The organism is Allobosea sp. RCC_152_1 (assembly GCF_041360765.1).
Lineage (GTDB): Bacteria > Pseudomonadota > Alphaproteobacteria > Rhizobiales > Beijerinckiaceae > Allobosea > Allobosea spartocytisi.
Window position 1 is genome coordinate 287,408 of record NZ_JBFUPU010000003.1, and the last position, 25,135, is coordinate 312,542.

Sequence of the window (25,135 nt, forward strand, 5' to 3'; positions counted from 1 at the left end):
ATGGCGCGCGCGCTGCTCATCGTGCTGGATTCGGTCGGCTGCGGCGCAGCCGAGGACGCGGGCGCCTATGGCGATGCGGGCTCCGACACGCTTGGCCATATCGCGCAGGCCTGCGCGGAAGGACGCGGCGACCGGGAGGGGCTGCGCAGCGGGCCGCTGAACCTGCCGAACCTGTTCCGCCTCGGCCTCGCCCATGCCTGCGAGGCCTCGACGGGCCGCCCGCTCGCCGGCGTCGCCAAGCCGGCCCAGCCGCAAGGGCGCTGGGGTTACGGCGTCGAGGTCAGCCAGGGCAAGGACACCCCCTCCGGCCATTGGGAGATCGCCGGCTGCCCGGTGAGCTTCCGCTGGGGCTATTTCACCGCGCTGGAGAACTCCTTCCCGGCCGAACTGATCGCTGGAATCGTCAAGGAAGGCTCCCTGCCCGGCATCCTCGGCAACAGGCATGCCTCCGGCGTCGCGATCATCGATGAGCTCGCGGCAGAGCATATCCGGACGGGCAAGCCGATCTGCTACACCTCGGTCGACTCCGTGCTGCAGATCGCGGCGCATGAGGAGCATTTCGGTCTCGACCGGCTCTACGCTCTGTGCAGGACGGTCCGCACGCTGGTCGACCCACTCCGGATCGGCCGCGTCATCGCCCGGCCCTTCACCGGTTCGCCGGAAGAGGGCTTCACCCGCACCGGAAACCGCAAGGACTTCGCCATCCCGCCGCCGCAGGAGACGATCCTCGACCGGCTCGCGGCGCTGGCGCGGCCCATCGTCACCGTCGGCAAGATCGGCGACATCTTCGCCCACCGCGCAACCGGCGTGGAGATCAAGCCCTTCGGCAACGCCGCGATGGTCGAGGCGGCGCTCGAAGCCTGGGACGGGCTGCCCGATGGCGGCTTCTGCTTCGTCAACCTCGTCGATTTCGACACCGAGTTCGGCCATCGCCGCGACGTGCCCGGCTATGCCGCGGCGCTCGAAGCCTTCGACCGGCTGGTGCCCCATCTGGAAGCGGCGCTGCGCCCTGGCGACATCGCCGTGATCACCGCCGACCATGGCAATGATCCGACCTGGCCCGGCACGGATCATACCCGCGAGCATGTGCCGATCCTCGCCTTCGGCCCCGGTATCCCGCTCACGCCGCTCGGGCGGCGCGAGAGCTTCGCCGACATCGCCGCCAGCCTCGGAATCTGGCTCGGGATCGGGCCGGTCGGACCCGGCCGTCACTGGTAGGGATCAGGCGGCGGCGACGCTGTTGCAGAAGACCGCGACATCCTGCCGGATGGTCTGGGCCTGCCGCGCGAGACCGGCGGCCGTCTCCTGCAGATTCTCGGCCGCGCCATGCGTCTCGACCGTCATGGCCTCGAAGCCACCCGCGATGTCGGCGCTGCGCTGCGCGCCCTCGAAGGACAGACGCACCTGATAGGCGATCTCGGAGGTCGCCCGGCTCTGCTCGTCCACCGACAGCGCGATCGCATTGGCGACGCTCTCGACCTCGCCGACGGCCTCGACGATCTCGCGGATCGCCCGGAGCGAGCGCTGGGTCGCATCCTGCATCGCCCCGATATGGGCCGATACCTCGTCGGTCGCCTTCGCGGTCTGGGCGGAGAGCGTCTTGACCTCGCTGGCGACCACGGCGAAGCCGCGCCCCATCTCTCCGGCGCGCGCCGCCTCGATCGTCGCGTTCAGGGCCAGCATGCTGGTCTGGGAGGCGATGCCGCGGATGATCTCGACGACCGCGCCGACATCCTGGCTGCGTCCGGCGAGATCCTGGATCTCGCGGCTGGCATGGCGCGCCAGCTCGGCCGTGGATTTGGAGCCGTTGGCGGATTCGTCGGCATTGCGGCCGATCTCCGCGATCGAGGCCGCGAGCTCGGTACTGGCGGCCGAAAGCTGGTCGATGCTCCCCATCGTGCCCGCCGCGGCGTCGGCGACCAGCGCGGTCTGTCCACGCGCCCGGTCGGAGGTCTGCGTCAGGGCACTTGCCTTCACCTTCATGTTCTCGGCCGAATGATCGAGCATCGCCATGGCCTGCTCCATCTGGTGGCGAAAGCGCGAGACGAGCGCCTGCAGCGCCTGTGTGCGGCGCCCCATCTCCTCCGACAGCGCCTTCTCCTTTTCCGTCGCCCGCCTTTCGCGCTCGGCCACTTCCTGCGCGTGGGCGAGGCCCGCCTCGCTCTCCTGGAGCCGGCGCTGCAGGAAAACCGCGAAGGTCGCGAGGAACGCGGTTTCGATGACCACGATCACCGCATGCAGGAGAACCCGCAGAATGTTGCCGCCCTGATAGAAGACGGCGGCCGGCAGGACATATTGAAGAACCAGATGGTGCAGCGCGGTCAGGGCCGCGCCCAGAATGATCGGCCGCCAGTCGCAGAAGCCCGCCAGAAGCGCCAGCACCGCGAAATAATACATATGCATGTCCGGCTGCCACGGATGGCCGGCGAAGCTGTAGACCAGTGCGGACACCTGCCCGATCAGAACCACCACGATGGCCAGCTGCGTCACCAGCGCCATGCCCGCCACACGGTAGAGAACCGGCAGGATCGCGGCCGCGATCGCGATGATCAGGACCGGCGCGAGGCCGGACTGGCCGTGGATCCAGAAGCTGAGCATGAGCAGCGGCACATGAAGCAGCGCCAATGCGATCAGCGACAGGCCGACGCGACGCCGGACGAGCCGTAGAGACCAGTTCATTGCCGCTCTTCCGCTAAAGATTGACTGTCGAGACAGCCTGCGAGCCCCGCCAGCCGCAATGAAAACCAGGCACCGCGCGGCAATTCTCCCGAGCGGGAGCCCGGAACCGTCACCACGATGGAGCCGAGCCGCCCCGTTCGCAGCACGCGCTCGCCCGCCTCGAAACTGCGCGCCAGCGCTTCGTCTCTCGCCATCCAGAAGGGGAACACGATGGCGACGGGCTCGTCGCGGCCATCAGCGCCGGGCAAGCTCGCAAAAACGCCGATGCCGACGAACACGCTGAGCACGGCAAGCAGGAGCGCAGCTGGAGCCGTGAGCTCCTGGCTGCGGCCGTCGGCCGGGGGGATTTTCGCGGCACAGACGGCAGGCATGGGCGTGGCATTTCCGGGCGCAAGCAACACGCTCCACGCAACGGCAACCCGGTAAAATTTTACTTAAGTTCAAAATCTTTCACCAAGCAAAATCCCGCTTAAATCCGCCTGTTAAGGGTTCATAAACGCGAAAAATACAACCTATGAGAGCGATCTTTGCTGGAGCTCTTCTATGGCTGCTTCGCTAGAACGTTTGACAAGGGACGAAGGCGGGACGAGCGCCATCGAGTTCGCCTTCGTCGCGCCGGTGCTGCTGATCCTGCTCTTCGGCATCATGGGCTACGGCTACGTCTTCGGCATCTATCACAGTATTCAACAGATCGCGGCCGAGGCGGCCCGTTCTTCCGTGGCGGGGCTGAGCGATACCGAAAGGGCCCAGATCGCGAAGGACTACGTCGCGGCCAACGCCCAGGCCTATGCCTTCATCGACCCGTCGAAGGTGAAGGTCCGCACAAGCCAGACCGGGCCACAGCAGCAAAGCTTCGAGATCGCGGTCAGCTACGACATGAGCGGCACGGTCTACGACCAGCTCAGCCGGCTGGCAGCGCTGCCGCCCCCTCTGATCGAACGCCGCGCGGTGGTGCAACGCGGCGGCTACTGAATTCGTCATTTCGGGCTGGGGAGGCCTCGATATGCGCAAATTCCGGAATTTCGCAAGCGACGAGCGCGGCGCCACCGCCATCCTCTTCGCCTTCTCGCTGGTCGCCCTGCTGGGCTTCGGGGCGATGGCGGTGGATGTCGGCAGCTTCTTCTACGAAAAGCGCAGGCTGCAGACGGCAAACGACCTCGCGGCGCTGGCCGCGGCGAGCGACATCCCCCGGGCGCAGGCAGCCGCACAGGCGAGCGTGACGCAGAACGGCTTCCAGAACGGCAACATCCGGGCCATCCAGCCGGGCGTCTACACCCCCGACCCGGCCAAGGCTGCCGAAGACCGCTTCGTGTCGGGGCCGGCCGCCACGGCGAACGCCGTCAGGATCGACATGCGGATGACGACGCCGCTGTTGCTCGGGCGCGCCTTGGCCGCCTCCACCACGACGAAGCCGGAGCCCGGCGCCAAGCTGGCGCCGATCCAGGCGAGCCTCGATACGGGGGAGGTCCCGATCGGCAGCAGCGCCATCGCCTATCAGGATGCCCAGGCGTCCTTCGCGATCGGCTCGCGCCTCGTCAAGCTCGAGGGCGGCTTGCTCAACGGCCTGCTGAGCAGCCTGCTCGGCGGCGGCGTCTCGCTGTCGGTGATGGACTACGAAGCGCTGATCAAGGCGCGGGTCGATCTCTTCGATTTCTCGAAGCATCTGGCGACGCGGCTCAACCTCACCGCGGCCAGCTATGACGACGTGCTGAAGGCAAATGCGCGGCTTGGCGACGTGCTCTCCGCGATCGTCGACGCCTCGCGCGACAATGACGCACGCAGCGGCACCGCCACCGCCGCGCTGGGCAAGCTCGCCTCGGTCGCCGCCAGCGGCCTGCCGGTCGACCTGTCCCAGCTCGTCTCCTTCGGCCCGGCCGGCGACCGGCCCGCCTCGGGGCCGAAGCCGCTCGCAGCGTCCGTCTCGGCGCTCGACATCGTCTCGGCCGTGGCGCAGATCGCCAACGGCAAGCGCCAGATCGATGTCGGGCTTGCGCTCAACCTGCCGGGCATCGCCGCGATCAACCTCAAGCTCGGCATCGGCGAGCGGCCGGTCGGCAGCCCGATGGTCCGGGTCGGCCGGACGGGATCGAGTGTCCATACGGCGCAGACCCGCCTGCTGCTGACCGTCGACCTCATCGGCTCGGGTGCCGCCTCGCTCGTGCGGCTGCCGGTCTATCTGGAACTCGCCGCCGCGACCGCGAAGCTCAACGCGGTGCAGTGCTCGCCCGGCGACGTCTCGACCTCGCGCGTGACGCTGGGGGTGAGGCCGGCGCTGGTCGATGCCTGGATCGGCCAGGTCTCGATGACCGAGTTCAACAATTTCAGCACCGCGCCCAACCCGCCGGCCGCGACGCTGGTCAACGTCGCCGGTCTCGCCAAGGTCAGCGCCCGCGCCCATGTCACGATGACCAATCTCGCCGAGACGCCGGTCAATTTCAGCTATGCCGAGATCCTGCGCGGCGACAAGAAGACGACCTCGACCCAGGATTTCGTCGCGACGCTGCTCGGCCGCCTCGTCGGCGATCTCGAATTGCGGGTCGAGGCGCTGGGTCTGGGCATCGGCCTGCCCGGGCTCGACGGGCTGGTCAGCGGCATCGTCGGCAAGGCCGTGACGCCGCTCGACCAGTTGCTCAACGGCGTTCTCGGCACGCTCGGCATCGGGCTCGGCCAGGCCGATAGCTGGGTGACGGGCGTGCGCTGCGGCGGGGCGGTGCTGGTGCGGTAACGCCCTCAGCTCCTGAGCCTTTCCTTGATGCGCCGGGTCAATCCGTCACGCAGGTCACGATAGGCGTCGAGTTTCTGCTCGCGCGAGCCCTGGACGAGGGTGGGGTCCATGGTCGGCCAGTATTCGACCTCGGCTGCCAGCGTCCGGGTCAGCTCCAGAGCCCTGTGGTGAGCCTCCGGCGAGAGCGACACGATGAGGTCGAAGTTCAGACCTTCCCACTCCTCCAGCTCCTCCACCGATTTCGGCTTGTGGCGGCTGAGATCGATGCCGATCTCGTCGAGAACCTCCCGGGCGAAGCCATCGACCTCTCCCTTCCGCGCACCGGCCGACTGGACGTAGATCGACTTGCCGAAGAAATGCTTGGCCAGGGCTTCCGCCATCGGCGAGCGCACGGCGTTCATCGCGCACATGAAGAGCACGCTCTGGACCTTGCGCGGAGCGGTCCATGCATTCGGCGCATTTTCTTCAGGCGAACCGGTAGCCACTTCGCTCGAAAATGCTTTCTGCTCCAAGCGCGTCAGCCTTTCCAGTGCAGCGCATAGATCAGCGTGAACAGGCGCCGGGCGGTATCGAAGTCGATCTCCACCTTGTTCGACAAACGATCGACGAGGATGGCCGCCGCCTCGTCGTGCAGGCCGCGGCGGCCCATGTCGATCGCCTCGATCTGCTCGGGCGTCTGGGTGCGGATCGCGGCATAGTAGCTCTCGCAGATCAGCTCGTAGTCCTTGACGATGCGCCGGAACGGGCTGAGCGAGAGATGGTGCGTGACGACCGCAGACCCGTCCGACTCCTTGATGTCGAAGACGAGGCGGCGCTCGACCAGCGCGAGATGGGCGAGGTAGGGCCCGCCCTCATGACCCGGTACGTTGAAGCGGTTGCGCTCGATCAGATCGTAGATCGCGATGGCGCGCTCGTGCTCCTGATCGGGCGAGCCGCGCCCGAGCGAGGATTCATCGAGGGTGACGCCGACGAGGGACTGCTTTTCCGAAGACGGGACGGCCGACATCGCTCCTCCTGTTACGGCACGGCCCTTTCGGCAGCGCCGAAAGAATGCGCCGGTCAGATTGCAACGCGATCTGACCGGATCACGCTTTCTCTATCAAACATCGAGAGACGGATTCACCGATCGGGCCGATTCAATCCGACCGAATCCGTCTCTAGAGATTGAGCCTGATCGTCACGGAACGGCCATGCGCCTGCAAGCCCTCCGCTTCGGCCAATTGCGTGGCGGCGGGTGCGAGCCTGCGCAGCCCCTCCGGCCCGCATTTCAGCAGCGAGGTGCGCTTCATGAAATCGCCGACGCCGAGGCCGGATGAAAAGCGGGCCGAGCGGGCGGTCGGCAGCACATGGTTGGGGCCGCCGACATAATCGCCGATCGCCTCGGGCGTATGACCGCCGAGAAAGATCGCGCCGGCATTGCGGATGAGGCCGGCAAGATGCTCGGGATGTTCGGTGATGATCTCGAGATGCTCCGGCGCGAGGCGGTCGACCAGCGGCACGGCCGCCTCCAGATCGGCAACGAGCAGGATCGCGCCGAAATCCTGCCAGCTCTTTCCGGCGATCCCGGCGCGCGGCAGCGTCGCGAGCTGGGCCGCGACGGCCTTCTCCACCTCGGCGGCGAGCGCGGCATCGTCGGTCATCAGGATCGACTGGGCGGAAACGTCGTGCTCGGCCTGCGCCAGAAGATCGGCGGCGATCCAGTCGGGATTGGCGGTCCGGTCGGCGATGACGAGGACTTCGGAGGGGCCGGCGATCATGTCGATGCCGACCTGGCCGAAGACGCGGCGCTTGGCGGCCGCGACATAGGCATTGCCGGGGCCGACGATCTTGGCGACGGGCGCGATCGTTTCCGTGCCATAGGCCAGCGCCGCGACGGCCTGCGCGCCGCCGATGCGGTAGACCTCGTCGACGCCGGCGAGCCGGGCCGCTGCGAGGACGAGCGGGTTGGTCTCGCCGCGCGGCGTCGGCGCGACCATGACGATGCGCGGCACGCCGGCGACCTTGGCGGGGATCGCGTTCATCAGCACCGAGGAGGGGTAGCTCGCCGTGCCGCCCGGCACATAGAGGCCGACGGCCTCGATGGCGCTCCAGCGCCAGCCGCTCTCGACGCCCGCCTCGTCCTTCACCCAGGAGTCTTCGGGCTTCTGACGGCGGTGATAGGTCTCGATGCGCGCACGCGCCGTTTCCAGCGCTTCCAGCAGCTCCGGCGAGCAGGCCGCGACGGCGGCGTCGATCTCGGCTTCGCTGACACGCAGCGTCCGCGGCGCCAGATCGAGGGCATCGAAGCGGCTGGTATAGGCGATCAGCGCCGCATCGCCCCTGGCGCGGACCTCGGCGATGATGTCGGCGGCAACGCGATCGACCTCCTCGGAGACCTCGCGCTTGGCGGAAAGCAGTGCCGCGAAGCCCTCGGCAAAGCGCGCATCGCGGTCGTCGAGCCTGATCGGCATGGATATCCTCGCTATTGGCAGACCGGACCGCGCTTCCGGGGAAAAAGCCGAACCAGCAACCGTCATCCCAGGCGGACCGACGCGGCCGAAGCCGCTTGTCCGGGATGACGCGCGTTCTTTAGACGAAGGGTGGCGGCGATTAAAGTTGTCGCCGGAGGAAAAGCGGCGCGCTCAGGTGTCCGGATGGCCGGGCGTCGCCACCGCTTCCCAGACCGGGCCGAGATCCTTCATCTGGGCCTCGACGCATTCGACGGAGAGCCGGATTGCGGCCCCTTCCGAGAAGTGCAGCGTCACGTCGCCGGCAGGCTCCGCGCTGTGGTCGAAGGTGATCGCCAGCAGGTTCAGCACCTTGCCGGGCTCTGCTTGATCGAGCCTGGCGCTGCGGACGGCGAGCACGCGGTCGAAATGCAGGGCGGCCAGCCGGCGGCGACGCTTGCCATGCGCCGCGCCTTCCCAGTCGAAGCGGCGCGCCGCGAGGGCGAAGCGCTTCTCGGACGGCAGATAGACGATATCTGCGGTCTTCAGCACCGCATCCTGAAGATGGGCGGAGACAATGGCGAGGTCGTCGGCGTCGAGCGCGACGAGCTTCAGCGGTTCGGCGGCATCGTCAGACATGAGATTGTTCTGACGAGCCGCCTCAAGAAAATCAACAACCTAAAATCGGGAGCCCGCAATCAGCTGCTGATGCGCTCGACGACGGCGCCGCAACGGCCGAGCTTGGCCTCCAGCGCTTCGAAGCCGCGATCGAGGTGATAGACACGGTTGATCGTGGTGTCGCCCTCGGCGGCGAGACCGCCGATCACGAGCGAGACCGAGGCGCGCAGATCGGTCGCCATCACCGGCGCGCCGGTCAGCTTCCGGACGCCCTCGACATGGGCGACATCGCCGTCGAGCCGGATCCTGGCACCGAGACGGGCAAGCTCCTGCACATGCATGAAGCGGTTCTCGAAGATGGTCTCGCGGATGCGCGAGGTGCCCTTGGCCTTGGTCATCAGCGCCATGAACTGCGCCTGCAGATCGGTCGGGAAGCCGGGGAAGGGATCGGTATCGACATCGACGGCATCGATGCCGTGGCCGTTGCGGCGCACGCGGATGCCTTCGTTCGTCTCGCTGATATCGACGCCGGCCCTCACCAGCGCGTCGAGCGCCGATTGGAGCAGATCGGCGCGGGCACCCTCGAGCATGACATCGCCACCGGTCATGGCGACGGCCATGGCATAGGTGCCGGTCTCGATGCGATCCGGCAGGACGGCGTGGTGGGCGCCGCCCAGGCGTGAAACGCCGGTGACGACGATCCGCGAGGTCCCCGCCCCCTCGATCTTGGCGCCCATCTTAACGAGGCAGGCCGCGAGATCGGTGACCTCGGGCTCACGCGCCGCGTTCTCGATCACGGTCGTGCCCTCTGCGAGGACGGCGCCCATCAGCGCGGTATGCGTGCCGCCGACCGTCACCTTCGGGAAGACGATCTCGCCGCCCTTCAGCCCCTTCGGCGCCCGCGCCAGCGCATAGCCGTTCTCGATGACGATCTCGGCGCCGAGCTTCTCCAGCGCCATCAGCAGCAGGTCGACGGGGCGGGTGCCGATGGCGCAACCGCCCGGCAGCGAAATCTTGGCCTCGCCCATGCGCGCCAGGATCGGCGCGATGACCCAGAAGCTCGCCCGCATGGTCGAGACCAGCTCGTAGGGCGCGCAGGTGTCGACGATCTGGCGCGCGGTCAGCGAGATCGTCTGACCGGTCTCGGCCGACTGGCCGATGCGCTTGCCCGCGACGGTGCGGTCGACGCCGTGGTTGGAGAGGATGCGCGACAGGGCGGTGACGTCGGACAGACGCGGGACATTGGTCAGCGTCAGCGTCTCGTCCGTCAGCAGGCTCGCGATCATGAGCGGCAGGGCGGCGTTCTTGGCGCCGGAAATCGGGATGGCGCCATTGAGGCGCTGGCCGCCGGTGATGCGGATCTTGTCCATCGTCAGGTCCTGCTCGGCCGGCGGGGTCAAGGGCCCGCGGCGCGTGGAAATCGGGAAAATCAGGTCCGCGGAGTGTCGGCCTGAGCTGGCGGCGCCGGTTCATGCGCTTGCGCCTCCTCCACACGGCGAGCGCGAGCCTGCGCCTTGCGGCGCTTCAGGTTCTCGCGAAGGGCGGCGGCAAGGCGCGCCTGCTTCTCGTCGTCGGCGGTCTGGCGAGTCACGGCATCAACTCGGCATCGGTGTTTGAACGCGGGAACGCGGCGAATTCGCGGCATCATGGTTAGCCGGACAGCCGGCCGCGGACAAGCGCGGCCGCGAAGCGGGCCGTGGGACGCAGCTGTGCCATGGCGGCGCCGGTTCCGTGCCGTTCCGTGACAACGCATGGACAGCCGCGCGCTCGCTGCAATCGGGCGCGCCCGAAGGTTTCGCAGACAGCCGCAACGAAACCATTTTTAGCCCATTAATCAACAAATCTCGCAATTTTATTGCGCGAGCTTTGGCCGAGCTCCGAGGCCCGTTTTTTGCCGGGTGGACGCGACAGACGCGCATCCGAGGGAAACCATGACGATACGTAAATCGGAAATATTAATGAAATTAACCATTTCCGCCGGAATGCGTTTACAGTTTGTTAAGCTCGTTTACCCTGACTATGTCGATATTGCGGGGATTGCGTCATGCTCGAGTCCTTCACGATGAATGGAGATCATGCCGGCTCTGCGCTCATCGAGAGCTGCGAGGTGATCGACGCCATTCGTTACAAGGCGGGATTTCTGCCAGAGGTGGAAATCGCCTATGAATCGGCGATCAAAACGCTCTGGGTGACGATCCGACCCGAGCTGAAACCAGTCTTCACGCTGCAGTTGCTCGACAGCCTGGTGAAGATCCAGAGCGCGATCGTCGCGCTCTGGGGCGCGCCCGACCAGTATCACCGTGCACCGGTGCGCTTCCTCGCCTTCCGCGGAACCGGCCCCTTCTTCACGCTGGGCGGCGATCTCGACTTCTACCTGGATTGCCTGGCGAAGAACGACCGCGCGGCCCTGGCGGAATATGCGCGCCTCTCAGCCGAGGGCGCGATCTGGAACACCGGCGGCCTGAACGGGCTCGTGGTGACGCTGTCGACGATCCATGCCAAGGCGATCGGCGGCGGCATCGACGCGCCGCGCTCATGCAACGTCATGATCGCCGAGGAACAGGCCTCGTTCGTCTATCCGGAGATCAAGTTCAACCATTTTCCGATCACGGCCGTAGCGATCCTGTCGCGGCGGATGGGCCCGCGCGCGGCGGAGAAGCTGCTGATGTCCGGCGAGGAAATGAGCGCCGAGGCCTTCATGGAGGCCGGCGGGCTCGAGGCGGTCGTGCCGACCGGGACCGGCGAGGCCTGGATCCGCAAGTACTGCACCGATACCCTGCCGATCCACGCCGCCAGGACGGCTCTCTTCAGGGCCTTCAACCGCCGTGCCGGCGATCTGCGCGAGGAATTGTCCCATCTCGGCCAGATCTGGACCGACTGCATGCTGCGCCTGAGCCCGAGCGCGATCTCGAAGCTGCAGCGCATCGCGCAGACTCAGGACCGGATGCTGGCGCGCGTCTATCAGCGTCAGGCGGAAACCGCCTGACGCCTACCGCCGACTGTAAAACTTCCGACAATTCAATCGGGAGGATATATGGCGTTGCGTCATCCGCACGCCTGATCGAAGATTGGACCAGAATCTCACGAAGCATTTACTTCTACTCGCCTACAGCTTCAGATCACGTGGGACGTCCGGAAATCTCACGCATCGAGCCGCCAGAGGTGGCAAAGGCAGGAGTGAATGGCAGACGCTTTCCAGCGTTTGATCGCCACAGGACAGCGCGACCGGGGCGATGATTTCGACCTGACCGGCTATACCCTGCTGGTCAATTCCCTGTTCTCCTCGCCCGCCTCCATCATTCCCGGCGGGATCGCCGGCATCCTCACGCCCTTTCTCTGCTGGATTTCGACCGGGTCCGACATCTTCATCCAGCTGACGTTGCTGGTGGCCCTCGTCGTCGTGCTGCGCATCTCGACCGTCATCACCTATCGGCGCCGCAACCACGCGCATGACAACTATGCCCAGACGCGGCGCTGGGATCGCGACTATTTCCTCGGGGCGACGGCCTTCAGCGCCGTGCTCGGCTACAGCTGCTACGTCGCGCTCGTCCACACCGACGACCCCGCCGCTCACATCACCTCGGTGTCGTCGACGATCGCATTGGCCTCGGGCTATGTCTCGCGCAATGCCGGGCGGCCGAAATTCGTCGCGGTCCAGCTGCTGACCTTCTGCGTCCCGATGGCCATTGGCCTGATCGCGGCCAGCAATCCCTATTACAAATATATCGGCTATTTCGCCTTCCTGTACGTGGCGGCCAATATCGCGATCACCAACTCGCTCCATCGCAATCTGCTCGCGCTGAGCGACGCGACGAAGCAGTCGAAGGCGCTCGCCACCGCGCTGCATTCGCAGAACCTGACGCTGGATGCGGCGCTCAACACCATGATCGACGGGCTGGCGATGTTCGACCGCAGCCTCAAGCTCGCCGTCAGCAACGCCCCGCACAGCGCGCTCTACGGCCTGCCGGAGACGCTTGCCCTGCCCGGCACGCCGCTGACGGCGATCGCGCGCTTCCTGGTCGAGCGGCAGGTCATCAGCTCCGAGCAATTGCGCGACATCCGGTCGGCCCTGGTCACCGTGCAGTCGACGCAGCAGGCCGCCAGCCAGGAGGTCGTCACCCGTGGCGGCCTCGTGCTCGTCGTGACCTTCGCCCCGGCCGCCGAAGGCGGCATCCTGATGCTGACGGAGGACGCGACCGAGCGGAAGCGGACGGAAGCCCGCATCGAGCAGATGGCCCGCTTCGACGAATTGACCGGACTTGCGAACCGCTTCGAGTACAACCGGCATATCGACGAGGCTTTCGCGCGGCTCGAGCGGACGGGCGAGACCTTCGCGCTGCTCTATGTCGATCTCGACGGCTTCAAGCAGGTCAATGACAGCCTGGGGCACGATATCGGCGACCAGGTCCTGATGGAGACCGCCAGCCGGCTGCGCAGCGCAATTCGCAGCAACGACATGCTGGCGCGCTTCGGCGGCGACGAGTTCCTGCTCATCCTGCCCTCCGCCGACCATGCGGTGGTCACGGCCGTTGCCCAGCGCATGATCGACAGCATGACGCGCTCCTTCGACGTCGACGGGAAGACCGTCTACGTCACGGCCAGCATCGGCATCGCGATGGCGCCCGTCGACGGCGCGTCGTCGGCCGACCTGCTGCGCCACGCCGACACCGCGCTCTACAAGGCGAAATCCGCCGGCCGCAACATGCTGATGTTCTTCAACCCGGCCATGGCCGAGGAGATGATGGAGCGGCACGAGATCGAGGTCGATCTCCGCAAGGCCAGCGTCGACGGCTCGCTCGAACTCTTCTACCAGCCCATCGTCGACCTGAAGACGCAGGTGGCCGTGTCGCGCGAGGCGCTGATGCGCTGGCGCCATCCGGTTCGCGGCATGGTTCCTCCCGGCGTCTTCATTCCCATCGCCGAGCAGTCCGGGCTGATCGCGGCCATGGGCGACTGGGCCATCCGGCAGGCCTGCAAGGACGCCGCCGGCTGGGAGCCCGGAATCAGCGTCTCGGTCAACGTCTCGCCGCTGCAATTCCGCGAGCCGCGGCGCCTCATCGACACGGTGAAGGAGGCGCTGATCGCCTCCGGCCTCAGCTCGCGGCGGCTGACGCTCGAGATCACGGAATCGCTGCTGATCGAGGACAACAAGCTCACGCTCTCCGTGCTCGAGGAACTCAGGGCACTCGGCGTGAGCTTCGCCCTGGACGATTTCGGCACGGGCTATTCCGCCCTCGCCTATCTCTCGACCTACCCGATCGCGCAGGTCAAGATCGACCAGAGCTTCGCGCGCGACGTGCACAACAGCGAAGCCCCCAAGGCCATCATCGAGGCGGTCTGCCAGCTCGCGCGCCGCCTGCAGATGAACGTGGTGGTCGAAGGCATCGAGACCGAACAGCAGCGCATCGCGGTGCAGCTTCTCGGCGCCCATCGCGCCCAGGGCTATCTGTTCGGCAGGCCGGAGAGCCTTTCCAACCTCAAGCAGGGCGGCGGCAACCGCAGCGTCGCCTGAGACGTCCGAACGATCTCCCGTCAGGCCGGTCTTTGCCAAATCGGCCTTGATTCCGCCCACTCGACAACGCATCAGCGATGGGGACAGCAGGCGGAGCGGATCACCCGGTGAGCGATGCCAAGGCCAAGGCGGCGAAACCCGCCGCGTTGACACCCGATCTTTGCGTCATCGGCGCCGGCGCCAACGGCATCGCGCTGGCGATCGCGGCAGCGGCCTTCGGCGCGCCGGTCGTGCTGATCGACCGTCAGGCGACGGGCGGGCGGACGACGTCGCTCGCCGCCAAGGCGCTGGTCGAGGCCGCCGCCCGCATCCAGGACATGCGCGAAGCCGGCCGGCTCGGCGTCCCGGTCGAGGTGCCTGAGGTCAACGACGCGCTGATTCACGACCATGTGCAACGGGCGCTGGCCACGACCGCCACCAACCAGCAGGCGGAGCGGCTCAAGGCGCTCGGCATCCATCTGATCCAGGGCGAGGCCCGCTTCATCGACCGCGGCAGCGTTCAGGTCGGCGACATCGCCATCAAGGCCCGCCGCTTCGCCATCGCGACCGGATCGCGGCCGGACATCCCCGCATTGCCGGGGCTGGCCGAGCTCAATCCGGCACTCATCCTGAGCGAGGACGCGCTGTCCGAACTGACGCGTCTGCCGGGACGGCTGGTCGTCCTGGGCGGCAGCGGCCCCGCCGTCGCCCTCGCCCAGGCCTTCCGACGCCTTGGCAGCTCCGTCGCGCTGATCTGCCCTGCCGGGATTCTGCCGGAGCATGATGCCGAGGCGGTGATGATCCTGCGGCAGAAGCTGCTGCGCGAAGGCGTGACGCTGCACGAGGACAGCGAGGCGGTACGGGTCGAGAGCCGCCGGTCCGGGCTGAAACTGACCCTCGCCGGGTTGTCGGGAGAGGGGACGCTCGAAGCCTCGCATATCCTCGTCTCCGGCCGCAGGCGGGCCGATATCGAAGCGCTCGACCTCGATCTCGGCGGCATCCGCAGCGATGCGGACGGCGTGGTGGTCGACCGCAGCCTGCGGACGGCCAATCGCCGGGTCCATGCGCTGGGGAGCTGCGCCGGCGGCGCCGCGGCCGGCTCCCGCGAGCTTGCGGGCAACGACCATGTCGGCATCGTGCTGCGCAGCGTCCTGTTCCGTCAAAAGGGCTCGCTCGATCCGACCGGCAATCCCCGCATCGCCTGGAGCCGGCCGGAGATCGCCTCCATCGGCGACTGGCGCGCCGTCAAGGATGCCCGGCCGGGCACGCTGCGCTTCCTGCGCTGGCCCTTCGCCGAGGTGCCGGCGGCAATCGCGGCCGGACGGACCGAGGGCTATGTCAAGCTCGTGACCGACCGGAATGGGCGGCTGCGCGCCGTCACCATCGTCGGCGATGGCGCAGGCGAGCTGATCGCGCCCTGGTGCGTCGCGCTCAAGGCCGGGCTCGACGTCAAGGCCATGGCCGGGATCGCCCTTCCGGAGCTGGCGGCCTCCGATGCGTCGCGGCGTGCGGCGCTCAGCTTCCTCGCCTCCGCCACGACGAGCCCGCGCCTGCGCAGGCTCATCGGCTTTCTGCGCCGTTTCGGCTAAGATTGGGTCGATGCATCCACCCGGCCTGCCCAGACACAACCTGTCGATCAGCGTACCGCGCGGCCTGACCCGGCTCGGTCTTTCGGCCAAGCTCCTGCTCGTCACCGTGCTGTTCGTGATGCTGGCGGAGGTGCTGATCTACGTCCCCTCCATCGCGAATTTCCGGCGCAACTGGCTGAACGACCGGATCGCCGCGGCGCAGGTCGCGGCGCTGGTGCTGGAGGGCGCGCCTGAGGACGGGTTGCCGGAAGGCAGCGAGAACCGGCTGCTCATGGGTGTCGGCGCACGCTCCATCGCGGCCCGCGTCGCCGGTGCCCGCCGGCTGCTCAGCCTGGATTCGATGCCTCCACCCGAGGTCTCGCGCTCCGTGGACCTGCGCAATCTCGACTGGTGGACCTCGATCCGCGAGGCGATCTCGGTGCTGGTCGCGCCCGCCACCATGCCGATCCGCGTCGTCGGCGAGGCCGTCGGCGGGGCGGATTTCGTCGAGATCGTCATCGACGAAGCGCCGCTGCGGCGGGCGATGCTGAAATTCTCCTGGAGCCTGCTGCTGATCTCGCTCTTGCTGACCGGGCTCACCGCGCTTGCCGTCTATATCGCGCTCAACGCGCTGATCGTCGGGCCGATCCGGCAGCTCGCCGCCAATGTGATGGAGTTCGAGGCCGATCCGGAAAACCCGCAGCGGATCATCGAGCCCTCGCTCAGGGCCGACGAGATCGGCGAGGCCGAGCGCGCGCTCGCCCGCATGCAGGGGACGCTCGCAGACGAGCTGCGCACCAAGAAGCATCTCGCCGAGCTCGGGCTCGCCGTCAGCAAGATCAATCACGATCTGCGCAACATGCTCGCCGCAGCGCAGCTCATGTCGGACCAGCTCGTCGAGACGCGCGACGCCAAGATCAGGCGCTTCGCGCCCCGGCTGATCGCGACGCTGGGACGCGCCATCGAATTCTGCCAGGCCACCCTCGCCTATGGCCGCGCGGCCGAGGCGACGCCCGCGATCAGGCAGGTAGCGCTGCGCCAGCTCGTCGCCGAGCAGGCCGAATTGCTGGGGCTCTCCGACAACAGGCACTTGCGCTTCGACAATCAGGTTCCGGCCGAGCTCGTCGCACCCTGCGACCCCGACCAGATGGCGCGCGTGCTGACCAATCTCATGCGCAACGCCATCCAGGCCCTGACCCAGGCAGGCACTGAGGGCGACAACCAGCCGATGCTGACCGTGAGCGGGATGCCGGCGAACGGCTCGGCCACGCTGCGCGTCATCGACAATGGCCCGGGCGTGCCGCTGCGGGCGCAGGCCAATCTGTTCCAGGCTTTCCGCGGTTCGGTCACGCCCGGCGGCACCGGTCTCGGCCTCGCCGTCGCGGCCGAGCTCGTCCGGCTCCATGGCGGCACCATCGAACTCGAACCCTCGCCGGTCGGAGCCGTCTTCCGGGTCTCATTGCCGCTGCGCCGCAACGGGCATTGAATCGCGGCGCGTGTTTTCCGCCGCTACTGGCTCGCCCAGATCACGCGGGCCATGAAGGCGATCTCGGCGAGGTTCAGCACCCTGTCGGAATGCTCCGGATTGAGCGAGGCGAGTTCGACGGTCTTGGCGGTCTGGCGCTTGAGCTGCTTGGCCAGCACCTCGCCTTCCACCGTCTTGACCACGACCCGGTCGCCGCGCCGGACCGTCGCGGTCGGCGAGACGATGATGGTGTCGCCGTCGCGATAGAGCGGCAGCATCGAATCGCCCGAGATCTCCAGCGCATAGGCCTTCTCGTCGGTCACGCCGGGGAAGGCGACCTCCTCCCAGCCCGTGCCGGCCGGAAAGCCGCCATCGTCGAAGAAGCCGCCCGAGCCGGCCTGGGCGAAACCGATCAGCGGGATGGTGCGTGCCGGCGCGGGCGCGCGCTTGAGCACCACGCTCATGAACTCGTCGAGCGAGGCGCCGGTCGCGGCCAGGATCTTGGCGATCGATTCGGTCGAAGGCCAGCGCTCGCGGCCATCGGGCCCGAGGCGCTTCGAACGGTTGAAGGTCGTGGCGTCGAGCCCGGCCTTGCGAGCCAGCCCCGAGGCGGTGAAACCATAGCGCTGGGCGAGCGTGTCGATCGCCCCCCAGATCTGGTCATGTGACAGCATCGCTCAGGGCCTCGCATGGCTCTTGCCGTTCGGCGGGGATAGGCAATAGGAAATATCCCCTATCTCATAAGATTTCAATCCGATTCTTGCCACATTCAAGGCATGGCTTGCGGAAAGCTCCTGCCACTGGCCATACCGTCCATGACCGTTCTCGCGCGAGACTCAACGATGCCGCTGATCTACAAGATATGCCCGGCCGCCCTCTGGCGCGAAGCCGAGGAAAAAGGCCGCTTCGAGGGTGCGCCCGTCGATCTCGCCGATGGCTACATCCATTTCTCGACCGGCACGCAACTCGCCGAGACCGCCGCGAAGCATTTCGCCGGACAGGACGGACTGCTCCTGATCGCGGTCGAGGATTCGCGGCTCGGGACCGCGTTGCGCTACGAGCCGTCGCGCGGCGGCGCGCTGTTTCCGCACCTCTATGGACCGCTCGATCCCAAGGCCGTGCGCTGGGTGATGCCCCTGCCGTTGAAAAACGACGGCAGCCACGCGCTTCCGGCTGATATCTGAGCCCATCACCGCCTCGCGGCTGCGGCGAAAAATCCATATCCAACAGCGCGTAGGATGCTCTAAAGACCCCGGCATGCTCTCAAGCCTCTTCCATCTCGCCCGCCCCCTGATTCACCGGATGGACGCGGAGGCGGCGCACCGGCTGACGGTCGCGGCGCTGGCGGCGGCGCCGGCGCTGAAGCCGGCTCCCGACGACCCCGTGCTGACGATGGAAGCCTTCGGCCTCTCCTTCCCGAATCCGGTCGGGCTTGCGGCCGGCTTCGACAAGCATGCCGAGGCGATCGACGGCGCGCTGGGGCTGGGCTTCGGCTTCGTCGAGGCAGGGGGCGTGACGCCGCTGCCGCAGCCCGGCAACCCGCGCCCGCGCGTCTTCCGACTCGTCGAGGACGAGGCCGTGATCAACCGCTACGGCTTCAACAGCGAGGGCGTCGAGGCCATGGCGCGGCGTCTCGCGGCCAGGCAGGGACGCGGCGGCATCGTCGGGATCAATCTCGGCGCCAACAAGGATTCGACCGACCGGGAGGCGGATTACGCGATTCTGGCGCGGCGTCTCGCGCCGCTCGCCGATTTTCTCACCATCAACGTCTCCTCGCCCAACACGCCGGGCCTGCGCAACCTGCAGGCCGAGAGCGCGCTGGACGATCTGGTGGCGCGTACGCTCACGGCCCGCGACGAGGCCGCGGCCGAGGGCAAGCGCACGCCGGTCCTGCTCAAGATCGCGCCGGACCTGACGCTGCCCGAGCTCGACGGCATGGTCGCGGTCGCGCGCAAGCGCGGCATCGACGGGATGATCGTCTCGAACACCACCGTCGCGCGGCCGCAGAGCCTGCGCAACGCGGCGAAAGCCGAGACCGGCGGGCTTTCCGGCAAGCCGCTCTTCGCCGCCTCGACCAGGATCCTGGCCGAGACCTTCCTGCGCGTCGAGGGGCAGTTCCCCTTGATCGGGGTCGGCGGCATCGATTCGGCCGAGGCCGCCTTCGCCAAGATCCGGGCCGGCGCGACCCTGGTGCAGCTTTATTCGGCGCTGGTGTTCAAGGGGCCGGGGCTGGTCAAGGAGATCAAGACGGGGCTGGCCGCGCAGGCGCGCCGGGCGGGGCTGCCGCGCCTCACCGCCCTGATCGGCCGCGACGCTGCCGCGATCGCGCGTGGCGAGGGGCTTTAGCCGCAGCTACTTCCGTGCCGCGAAGAGCCGCATCAGCAGCCAGAGCGGCACGACGACCAGCGCGCCGGCGATGAGCCAGTCACCGACCTCGCGGATGGCGCCGAAGCCGAGCCCCGTGATCGAGCGGATGAAGCGGGAGGCCGCCTCGAAGAGCCCGCGCGGCGAGAGGCCGAGAAAGGCCATGGCGGCGCCGACGAGCAGCGAGATGAAGATCAGCCTGACGAGGACGCTGAGCGGCGAGCCGCCGATGAACCGTTCCATGAAAGCCCTGGCATCCTGCTACGCGCCCACGGATCTGCGGGGCGCTTTCCACCTGTCTTAACCTGAAACCCGCCGCGCTTGAACGGCGCCTGAACGCCGTTTGCACAGCCGCGCTGCGTCCGGGCGGGAGCCCCCCGAGGGGGCCCGGCAGCCTCAGGCGGAGGCGCCGGCTCCGGTGGTCGCCCAGGCGGTGCCGGCGATCTTCGAGGCGGCGATGACGGCCTGCGTGCGGCTGTCGACGTCGAGCTTGGTCAGGATCGCCGAGACATGCGCCTTCACCGTCGCCTCGGAGACGCCGAGCTCATAGGCGATCTGCTTGTTGAGCAAACCTTCCGACAGCATCATCAGCACGCGCACCTGCTGCGGCGTCAGCGTCGAGAGGCGGCGGACCATGTCGGCCACCTCGGCATCGACGGGGGCTGCGAGATCGACGCCGGGCGGGGTCCAGACGCCGCCGTCGAGCACGGCGCGGATCGCCTCGCCCATCTGGGCGACATCGGCCGTCTTGGGGAGGAAGCCGAGCGCCCCGAACTCGATGCAGCGGCGGATCACCGCCGGGTCGTCATTGGCCGAGACGACGATGACCGGGATCTCGGGATGGTCGGCCCGCAGGAAGAGCAGGCCGGAGAAGCCCTGGACGTCCGGCATGGTCAGATCGAGCAGGACGAGATCGGCATCGCCGCCGCTCGCCAGCGCCTCGGTCAGCGCTTCGAGCGAGCCGACCTCGCTGACCTCCGCGCCCGCAATGGCGTGCGAGACGGCCTGTCGCAGCGCCCCGCGAAACAGCGGGTGGTCGTCCGCGATGACGATCCGTGTCGAAGGCTGCTTGCTCATCGCGCCACTCCGTATTGTCCTTATTGCGACCCTGTGGTTGCGACTCTGTTATGTTGCCTCAGGCGCGAGGCGGATCACAAGCATTGCCAGCGCATGGGCGCAACCCATCCGCCGTCAGCCATTGGTCGGCAATAGCGCTTCCAGCACCTCTATATGGTCGGCCTCACCAGGCGGCTTGTCCCAGCGGATGCGGTTGATGCGGGGAAAGCGCATGGCGAGCCCGGATTTGTGCCGCGTCGAGCGCTGCAAGCCCTCGAAAGCAACCTCGAAGACGAGGCCGCTTTCAGCCGTATGCACCACCTCCCGCACCGGGCCGAAGCGGTTCAGCGTGTTCTTGCGGACATATTTGTCGATCTCGAGCAGCTCCTCGTCGGTGAAGCCGAAATAGGCCTTGCCGACCGGCACCAGCTCGAGACCGCCCTCCTCGCCCACCCGCCAGACGCCGAAGGTGTAGTCGGAATAGAAGGAGGAGCGCTTGCCGTGGCCGCGCTGGGCGTACATCAGCACGCAGTCGACCAGCCGGGCATCGCGCTTCCATTTCCACCAATAGCCCTTGGGCCGGCCCGGCAGATAAGGCGAGTCGCGCCGCTTGATCATGCAGCCCTCGACCGCTTCCGCATCGGCGCCCGCCCCGGCCGAGGCCGGATCGGCCCGCGCCGTGGTCAGTTCCTGCCATGACCCGAAGGGGATCAGCGGCGAGAGATCGAAGCGCGGGCTGGCAAGCCGCGACAGGAAGGCTTCGAGGCGCTCGCGCCGCTCCTCGAAGGGCAGGTGGCGGATATCCTCCTCGCCATCGACCAGCAGATCGTAGACGCGGATATGGGCGGGGAATTCGCCCAGCATCTTGGCCGTCACGGTCTTGCGGTTGAGCCGCTGCTGCAAGGTGTTGAAGCTCTGGACAGCGCTCTCGCGCATCACCAGCAACTCGCCGTCGAGCGCGCCATCCTGCGTCAACTCCTCGACGAGATCAGGAAAGGCGTTGGCGATATCCTCTCCGGTGCGGGAATAGAGCCGGGTCACGCGGCTGCCGTCATCGCGCCGGCCGCTGGCGGCCTGGACGCGGATACCGTCCCATTTCCACTCGGCTGAGAATTCGGCCGGATCGAGCTTGTCGAAATCGCCGTCCTCGATCGGATGCGAGAGCATGACCGGGCGAAACGGTGCGGGATCGCGGGCCTCCGGCCGCGGGCCCCTGCCCTCCAGCCAGGCGAAGAGCGCGGCATAGGGCGGCTCCAGCCCGTGCCAGACCTGCTCGACCTCGTCAGCCGGCACGCCGCCGAGGCTCGCCGCCGCCGTCTTGGCGAGGCGGGCGGAGACGCCGATCCGCAAGGCGCCGGTGATGAGCTTCAGGAGCGCCCAGCGGCCGGTCTCATCGAGCGCGTCGAGCCAGGAGGCGACGAGGCGCGGCAGGTCGGTCTTGCCGGCCTCGCGCAGGCTCTCGACGACCTCCGGCAGATGCGGCACCGCGTTAGCGCCATGCCGGGCCGGCCACATCAGCGCGACCGTCTCCGAGAGATCGCCGACATAGTCATAGGACAGCGCGAACAGCACCGGATCGGTGCGCTCGGCGATCAGCGCGCGGATCAGCCCGGCCTTGGCGTTGCGGAAGACGAGCCCGCCCGTCATCGCCGCCAGCGCATAGCCGCGATCGGGGTCGGGCGTGGTGCGCAGATAATCGGCGATCAGCGCGAGCTTGGCGTTGCGGCGCGGCTCGTAGGCGAGGCGGTCGAGCAGCCAGGCGAAGCGGTTCATGGTGTCACCGCGTCGCCACATCGAATCGTTGCATGCTTCTTGCAGCGCATCGTTCAGATACCGTTCATGAAGCAAACCTTAACGGCAGCAGTGTAGCCAGGAGACAGACGCCAATGCGTGCCGCGATGCGGTTTCTTGCCTTGCCTGCCGTCATCGCTGCCACGCTTTCGGTCGGAGCCCCTGCCCAGGCAGCCGGCTTCTCCTGCCGCGAGACGCCGATCGTCCAGTCGCGCGCGGTTCTCGCGCCGCTGGCCGACAAGGTCGCGCAAGGGCGCCCGCTCACCATCCTCGCCATCGGCTCCTCCTCCACCGAGGGGATCGGCGCCAGCGCTAAGGACAAGACCTATCCCGCCCGTCTTCAGGCTTTGCTCGGCAAGGCCTGGTCGAAGGCGCCGGTCGAGATCGTCAATGCCGGCATTGGCGGCGAGACCGCGCCGCAGACGCTCGCGCGCCTCGAAACCGCGCTGGCCGGGCGCCATTACGATCTGGTGATCTGGCAGGTCGGCACCAACGACGCCGTCAAGGGCGGCGATATCGAGGCCTTCCGCGGCATGGTCCGCGAGGGCATCCGGCTGGTGAAGCAGGCGAATACCCCTCTCGCCATCCTCGACCCGCAGTTCTTCCCGACGGTGCGCGATTCCGACAATTACAAGCGCTTCGTCGCGGCTGTCGGCGATGTCGCGCGGCGCGAGGCCGTGCCGGTCTTCAGCCGCTACGAAACGATGCGGGAATGGCACGACAGCGATGCCGAGGCCTTCAAGGCGGCGCTGTGGAGCGACGGCTTCCATATGAGCGATGCGGGCTATGACTGCCTCGCCCGCGACATGGCGAATGCGCTTGTCGGCATGACCGCGCCGAGCCGTCCGGTCGTCGCCTCGGCGCGCTGATTCACTCTCCCAGCCGTCGTTTTCACGCCACCGGCGCATCGGCGGCCTCCGCTTCCGACTCCGCCTCGCCCTCGTCGCCATAGCCGACGAGATGCAGCGGCTTGGCCTTGAGGCCCGCCGTGCCGCACCAGTGGACCAGCGCCTCGGCCTCGCCATGGGTGACCCAGATCTCGCTGGCCTGAACCTCGCGGATCGTCGCCAGCAAATCGTCCCAATCGGCATGGTCGGAGATCACCAGCGGCAATTCGACGCCCTTCTGGCGGGCACGCGCCCTGATCCGCATCCAGCCCGAGGCGAAGGCGGTGACGGGGTCGGGGAAGCGCCGCGCCCAGAGGTCCTGTGTCGCGCTGGGCGGGCAGATGACGATCTCGCCACCGAGCGTCTTGCGGTCCATGCCCGCGACCAGGCGGATCTCGCCGAGCGGGATGCCTTCCGCTTGATAGAATTCGGTGATCGTCTCGACGGCACCGTGGATGTAGATCGGCTTTTCGTAGCCGGCCTCGCGGATCAGGGCCATGACGCGCTGCGCCTTGCCCAGTGAATAGGCGCCGACGATATGCGTCCGCTCCGGGAAGAGCCTGACGGATTCCAGGAGCTTCCCGACCTCGCCATCGGCCGGCGGATGGCGGAAGACCGGCAGGCCGAAGGTCGCCTCGGTGATGAAGATGTCGCAGGGCACCGGCTCGAACGGCGTGCAGGTCGGATCGCGCTCGCGCTTGTAGTCGCCGGAGACCACGATCCGCAGGCCGCGGCTCTCGACCACGATCTGGGCCGAGCCGAGGACATGGCCGGCGGGAACGAAGGTGAAATCGACCTCGCCGATGCGGACCACCTCTCCAGGCACCGCGACCTGCTGCGAACCGGCGAACCCCTCGCCATAGCGCAGCGCCATGATCGCCAGCGTCTCGCGCGTCGCCAGCACGCAGCCGTGGCCGGCACGAGCATGGTCGGAATGGCCATGGGTGATAAGCGCACGCGGCACCGGGCGCACCGGATCGATATGAATGTCGGCCGGCGGGCAGAAGAGCCCGGCCGGGGTCGGCACGAGCAATTCGGCGGGGCGCCAGCGCGGGCTTTGTCTGGCCAGTGTCATTCTCCTCGGCTAGACCGGCTGGCATGAGCGAGACCGGCCAGACCACGCATCATTCCAGCTCCGGCGATCCGATGCTCGACCGACGCTACGCCTGGGCGGAAGCCGCGCTCAAGGAGGGCGACGCGCAAGCGGCCGTCGAGATCCTCGACCAGACCTTGGCCGGGGCCTATCACTTTACCGCTGCCTGGCATCTCTACGGCCTCGCCAAGGAGGCGCTCGGGCACAGGGAGGACGCCGCCACGGCCTGGCGACAATGCCTCGACCTCGACCCCAACGACCATTTCGGCGCCAGGCTCGACCTCGCCCGCATCGGCGCCATGCCGGCCGAGGAGGCGACCTCGGAGAATTTCTCCGGCGCTCTGTTCGACGGTTACGCCGAGCGCTTCGACAGCCACCTGACCCAGACCCTGCACTACAATGCCCCTGCTCTGCTGAAGGATGCGCTGCGGCGCTGCTGCGACAACGCCGCGCGGCCCTTCCGGTTCGACACCGTCTACGATCTCGGCTGCGGCACCGGGCTGATGGGCGAGGCGATCCGCACCGAGAGCGGTTTCCTCGCCGGCTGCGATCTCTCGCCGCGCATGATCGCGCGGGCCCAGGTCAAGACGCGGGAGGATGGCGCGCCGCTCTACGACAAGCTCGCCGTCGCCGGGCTGACCGCCTTCCTGGCGAGCCGCCCGGACCAGTCGGCCGATCTGGTGATCGCGGCGGACGTCTTCGTCTATCTCGGCGAACTCGCGCCGAGCTTCGCCCAGAGCGCGCGGGTGCTGCCGACCGGCGGGCTCTTCGCCTTCACGGTGCAGAGTCATGCGGGCGAGGGCGTGGTCGTCGGCGATGACAGGCGGTTCGCGCATGCGGAAGGCTGGCTGCGGGAGCGGCTGGGGGAAGCGGGGCTTACCCCCCTACTCGTCGAGCCCGCCAGCACGCGGCAGGATCGCGGCGTGCCCGTGCCGGGGCTGCTGGTCGTGGCGGAGCGGCGGTGAAGGCATC

At 67.7% G+C, this 25,135-nt stretch carries 24 protein-coding genes; 11 read left to right on the forward strand and 13 right to left on the reverse strand.

Annotation, left to right across the window (positions count from 1 at the left end; all coding sequences use genetic code 11):
* A complete protein-coding gene (locus AB6806_RS13185; RefSeq protein ID WP_142019911.1) occupies positions 1-1,218 on the forward strand; it encodes a phosphopentomutase in 1,218 nt (405 codons plus the stop codon).
* 3 nt (positions 1,219-1,221) lie between these two features.
* Here AB6806_RS13185 and AB6806_RS13190 read toward each other — a convergent pair whose 3' ends face one another.
* Entirely contained in the window at positions 1,222-2,679 is a 1,458-nt protein-coding gene (locus tag AB6806_RS13190; RefSeq protein WP_142019909.1) for a methyl-accepting chemotaxis protein, read from the reverse strand.
* Complete coding sequence (locus AB6806_RS13195; protein ID WP_038360571.1) at positions 2,676-3,050, reverse strand: hypothetical protein; 375 nt, start codon at positions 3,048-3,050, stop codon at positions 2,676-2,678. Before AB6806_RS13195 ends, AB6806_RS13190 begins: the two co-directional genes overlap by 4 nt.
* A 172-nt stretch (positions 3,051-3,222) precedes the next feature.
* On the opposite strand from AB6806_RS13195, the gene AB6806_RS13200 reads away from it, so the two are divergent.
* Positions 3,223-3,651: a TadE/TadG family type IV pilus assembly protein gene (locus AB6806_RS13200; protein ID WP_112763049.1), complete on the forward strand. Its 429-nt coding sequence runs from the start codon at positions 3,223-3,225 to the stop codon at positions 3,649-3,651.
* A 31-nt stretch (positions 3,652-3,682) separates the two neighbouring features.
* Positions 3,683-5,404, forward strand: a complete 1,722-nt coding sequence (locus AB6806_RS13205) for a pilus assembly protein TadG-related protein (RefSeq protein WP_142019906.1) — start codon at positions 3,683-3,685, stop codon at positions 5,402-5,404.
* Positions 5,405-5,409: 5 nt separating this feature from the next.
* Here AB6806_RS13205 and AB6806_RS13210 read toward each other — a convergent pair whose 3' ends face one another.
* The 6 genes from AB6806_RS13210 to AB6806_RS13235 all read right to left on the reverse strand — a co-directional run bounded on the left by AB6806_RS13210 (position 5,410) and on the right by AB6806_RS13235 (position 10,039).
* Positions 5,410-5,814, reverse strand: a complete 405-nt coding sequence (locus AB6806_RS13210; protein WP_051987823.1) for an arsenate reductase/protein-tyrosine-phosphatase family protein — start codon at positions 5,812-5,814, stop codon at positions 5,410-5,412.
* A 107-nt stretch (positions 5,815-5,921) separates the two neighbouring features.
* A complete protein-coding gene (locus AB6806_RS13215; RefSeq protein WP_038360563.1) occupies positions 5,922-6,410 on the reverse strand; it encodes a UPF0262 family protein in 489 nt (162 codons plus the stop codon).
* 151 nt (positions 6,411-6,561) lie between these two features.
* On the reverse strand, positions 6,562-7,854 hold the full coding sequence (gene hisD / locus AB6806_RS13220) for a histidinol dehydrogenase (protein WP_112763051.1): 1,293 nt from the start codon (positions 7,852-7,854) through the stop codon (positions 6,562-6,564).
* 171 nt (positions 7,855-8,025) lie between these two features.
* Positions 8,026-8,469, reverse strand: coding sequence for a DUF2948 family protein (locus AB6806_RS13225; RefSeq protein ID WP_038360557.1), 444 nt, complete (start codon positions 8,467-8,469; stop codon positions 8,026-8,028).
* A 59-nt stretch (positions 8,470-8,528) separates the two neighbouring features.
* Positions 8,529-9,818 carry a UDP-N-acetylglucosamine 1-carboxyvinyltransferase gene (murA, locus tag AB6806_RS13230; protein WP_038362174.1) on the reverse strand — a complete coding sequence of 430 codons (1,290 nt, stop codon included), beginning with the start codon at positions 9,816-9,818 and terminating at the stop codon, positions 8,529-8,531.
* A gap of 59 nt (positions 9,819-9,877) precedes the next feature.
* On the reverse strand, positions 9,878-10,039 hold the full coding sequence (locus AB6806_RS13235; protein ID WP_166652965.1) for a hypothetical protein: 162 nt from the start codon (positions 10,037-10,039) through the stop codon (positions 9,878-9,880).
* 453 nt (positions 10,040-10,492) lie between these two features.
* Here AB6806_RS13235 and AB6806_RS13240 point away from each other — a divergent pair, with 453 nt between their 5' ends.
* The 4 genes from AB6806_RS13240 (at position 10,493) to AB6806_RS13255 (ending at position 16,993) form a co-directional block, all read left to right on the forward strand.
* On the forward strand, positions 10,493-11,434 hold the full coding sequence (locus AB6806_RS13240; protein ID WP_038360551.1) for an enoyl-CoA hydratase-related protein: 942 nt from the start codon (positions 10,493-10,495) through the stop codon (positions 11,432-11,434).
* Positions 11,435-11,629: 195 nt separating this feature from the next.
* Positions 11,630-13,960 (forward strand): putative bifunctional diguanylate cyclase/phosphodiesterase, encoded by a 2,331-nt coding sequence (locus AB6806_RS13245; RefSeq protein WP_051987649.1) that lies wholly within the window; start codon positions 11,630-11,632, stop codon positions 13,958-13,960.
* A 107-nt stretch (positions 13,961-14,067) separates the two neighbouring features.
* A complete protein-coding gene (locus AB6806_RS13250; RefSeq protein ID WP_370954734.1) occupies positions 14,068-15,528 on the forward strand; it encodes an FAD-dependent oxidoreductase in 1,461 nt (486 codons plus the stop codon).
* A gap of 10 nt (positions 15,529-15,538) precedes the next feature.
* Positions 15,539-16,993: a sensor histidine kinase gene (locus AB6806_RS13255; protein WP_051987647.1), complete on the forward strand. Its 1,455-nt coding sequence runs from the start codon at positions 15,539-15,541 to the stop codon at positions 16,991-16,993.
* Positions 16,994-17,016: 23 nt separating this feature from the next.
* Here the strand turns inward: AB6806_RS13255 and AB6806_RS13260 are convergent, their stop codons facing one another.
* Positions 17,017-17,646, reverse strand: a complete 630-nt coding sequence (locus AB6806_RS13260; RefSeq protein ID WP_038360547.1) for a S24 family peptidase — start codon at positions 17,644-17,646, stop codon at positions 17,017-17,019.
* Between the two features lie 168 nt (positions 17,647-17,814).
* On the opposite strand from AB6806_RS13260, the gene AB6806_RS13265 reads away from it, so the two are divergent.
* Entirely contained in the window at positions 17,815-18,156 is a 342-nt protein-coding gene (locus tag AB6806_RS13265; protein ID WP_113254225.1) for a DUF952 domain-containing protein, read from the forward strand.
* A 73-nt stretch (positions 18,157-18,229) separates the two neighbouring features.
* Positions 18,230-19,318, forward strand: coding sequence for a quinone-dependent dihydroorotate dehydrogenase (locus AB6806_RS13270; RefSeq protein WP_370954735.1), 1,089 nt, complete (start codon positions 18,230-18,232; stop codon positions 19,316-19,318).
* Positions 19,319-19,324: 6 nt separating this feature from the next.
* On the opposite strand, the gene AB6806_RS13275 is transcribed toward AB6806_RS13270, so the two are convergent.
* The 3 genes from AB6806_RS13275 to AB6806_RS13285 form a co-directional block, all read right to left on the reverse strand.
* Entirely contained in the window at positions 19,325-19,579 is a 255-nt protein-coding gene (locus tag AB6806_RS13275) for a DUF6460 domain-containing protein (protein ID WP_038360541.1), read from the reverse strand.
* Between the two features lie 153 nt (positions 19,580-19,732).
* The gene (locus tag AB6806_RS13280; protein ID WP_370954736.1) at positions 19,733-20,413 is read right to left on the reverse strand and encodes a response regulator; all 681 of its coding nucleotides are present in this window, start codon (positions 20,411-20,413) and stop codon (positions 19,733-19,735) included.
* Between the two features lie 114 nt (positions 20,414-20,527).
* Positions 20,528-22,165: a cisplatin damage response ATP-dependent DNA ligase gene (locus tag AB6806_RS13285; RefSeq protein ID WP_370954737.1), complete on the reverse strand. Its 1,638-nt coding sequence runs from the start codon at positions 22,163-22,165 to the stop codon at positions 20,528-20,530.
* Positions 22,166-22,278: 113 nt separating this feature from the next.
* Between AB6806_RS13285 and AB6806_RS13290 the strand changes: the two genes are divergently transcribed.
* The gene (locus AB6806_RS13290; RefSeq protein ID WP_370954738.1) at positions 22,279-23,052 is read left to right on the forward strand and encodes an SGNH/GDSL hydrolase family protein; all 774 of its coding nucleotides are present in this window, start codon (positions 22,279-22,281) and stop codon (positions 23,050-23,052) included.
* A 22-nt stretch (positions 23,053-23,074) separates the two neighbouring features.
* Here the strand turns inward: AB6806_RS13290 and AB6806_RS13295 are convergent, their stop codons facing one another.
* Positions 23,075-24,145, reverse strand: coding sequence for a ligase-associated DNA damage response exonuclease (locus AB6806_RS13295; protein ID WP_370954739.1), 1,071 nt, complete (start codon positions 24,143-24,145; stop codon positions 23,075-23,077).
* A gap of 23 nt (positions 24,146-24,168) precedes the next feature.
* On the opposite strand from AB6806_RS13295, the gene AB6806_RS13300 reads away from it, so the two are divergent.
* Complete coding sequence (locus AB6806_RS13300; protein ID WP_142019892.1) at positions 24,169-25,128, forward strand: methyltransferase domain-containing protein; 960 nt, start codon at positions 24,169-24,171, stop codon at positions 25,126-25,128.
* Positions 25,129-25,135: the final 7 nt, after the last annotated feature.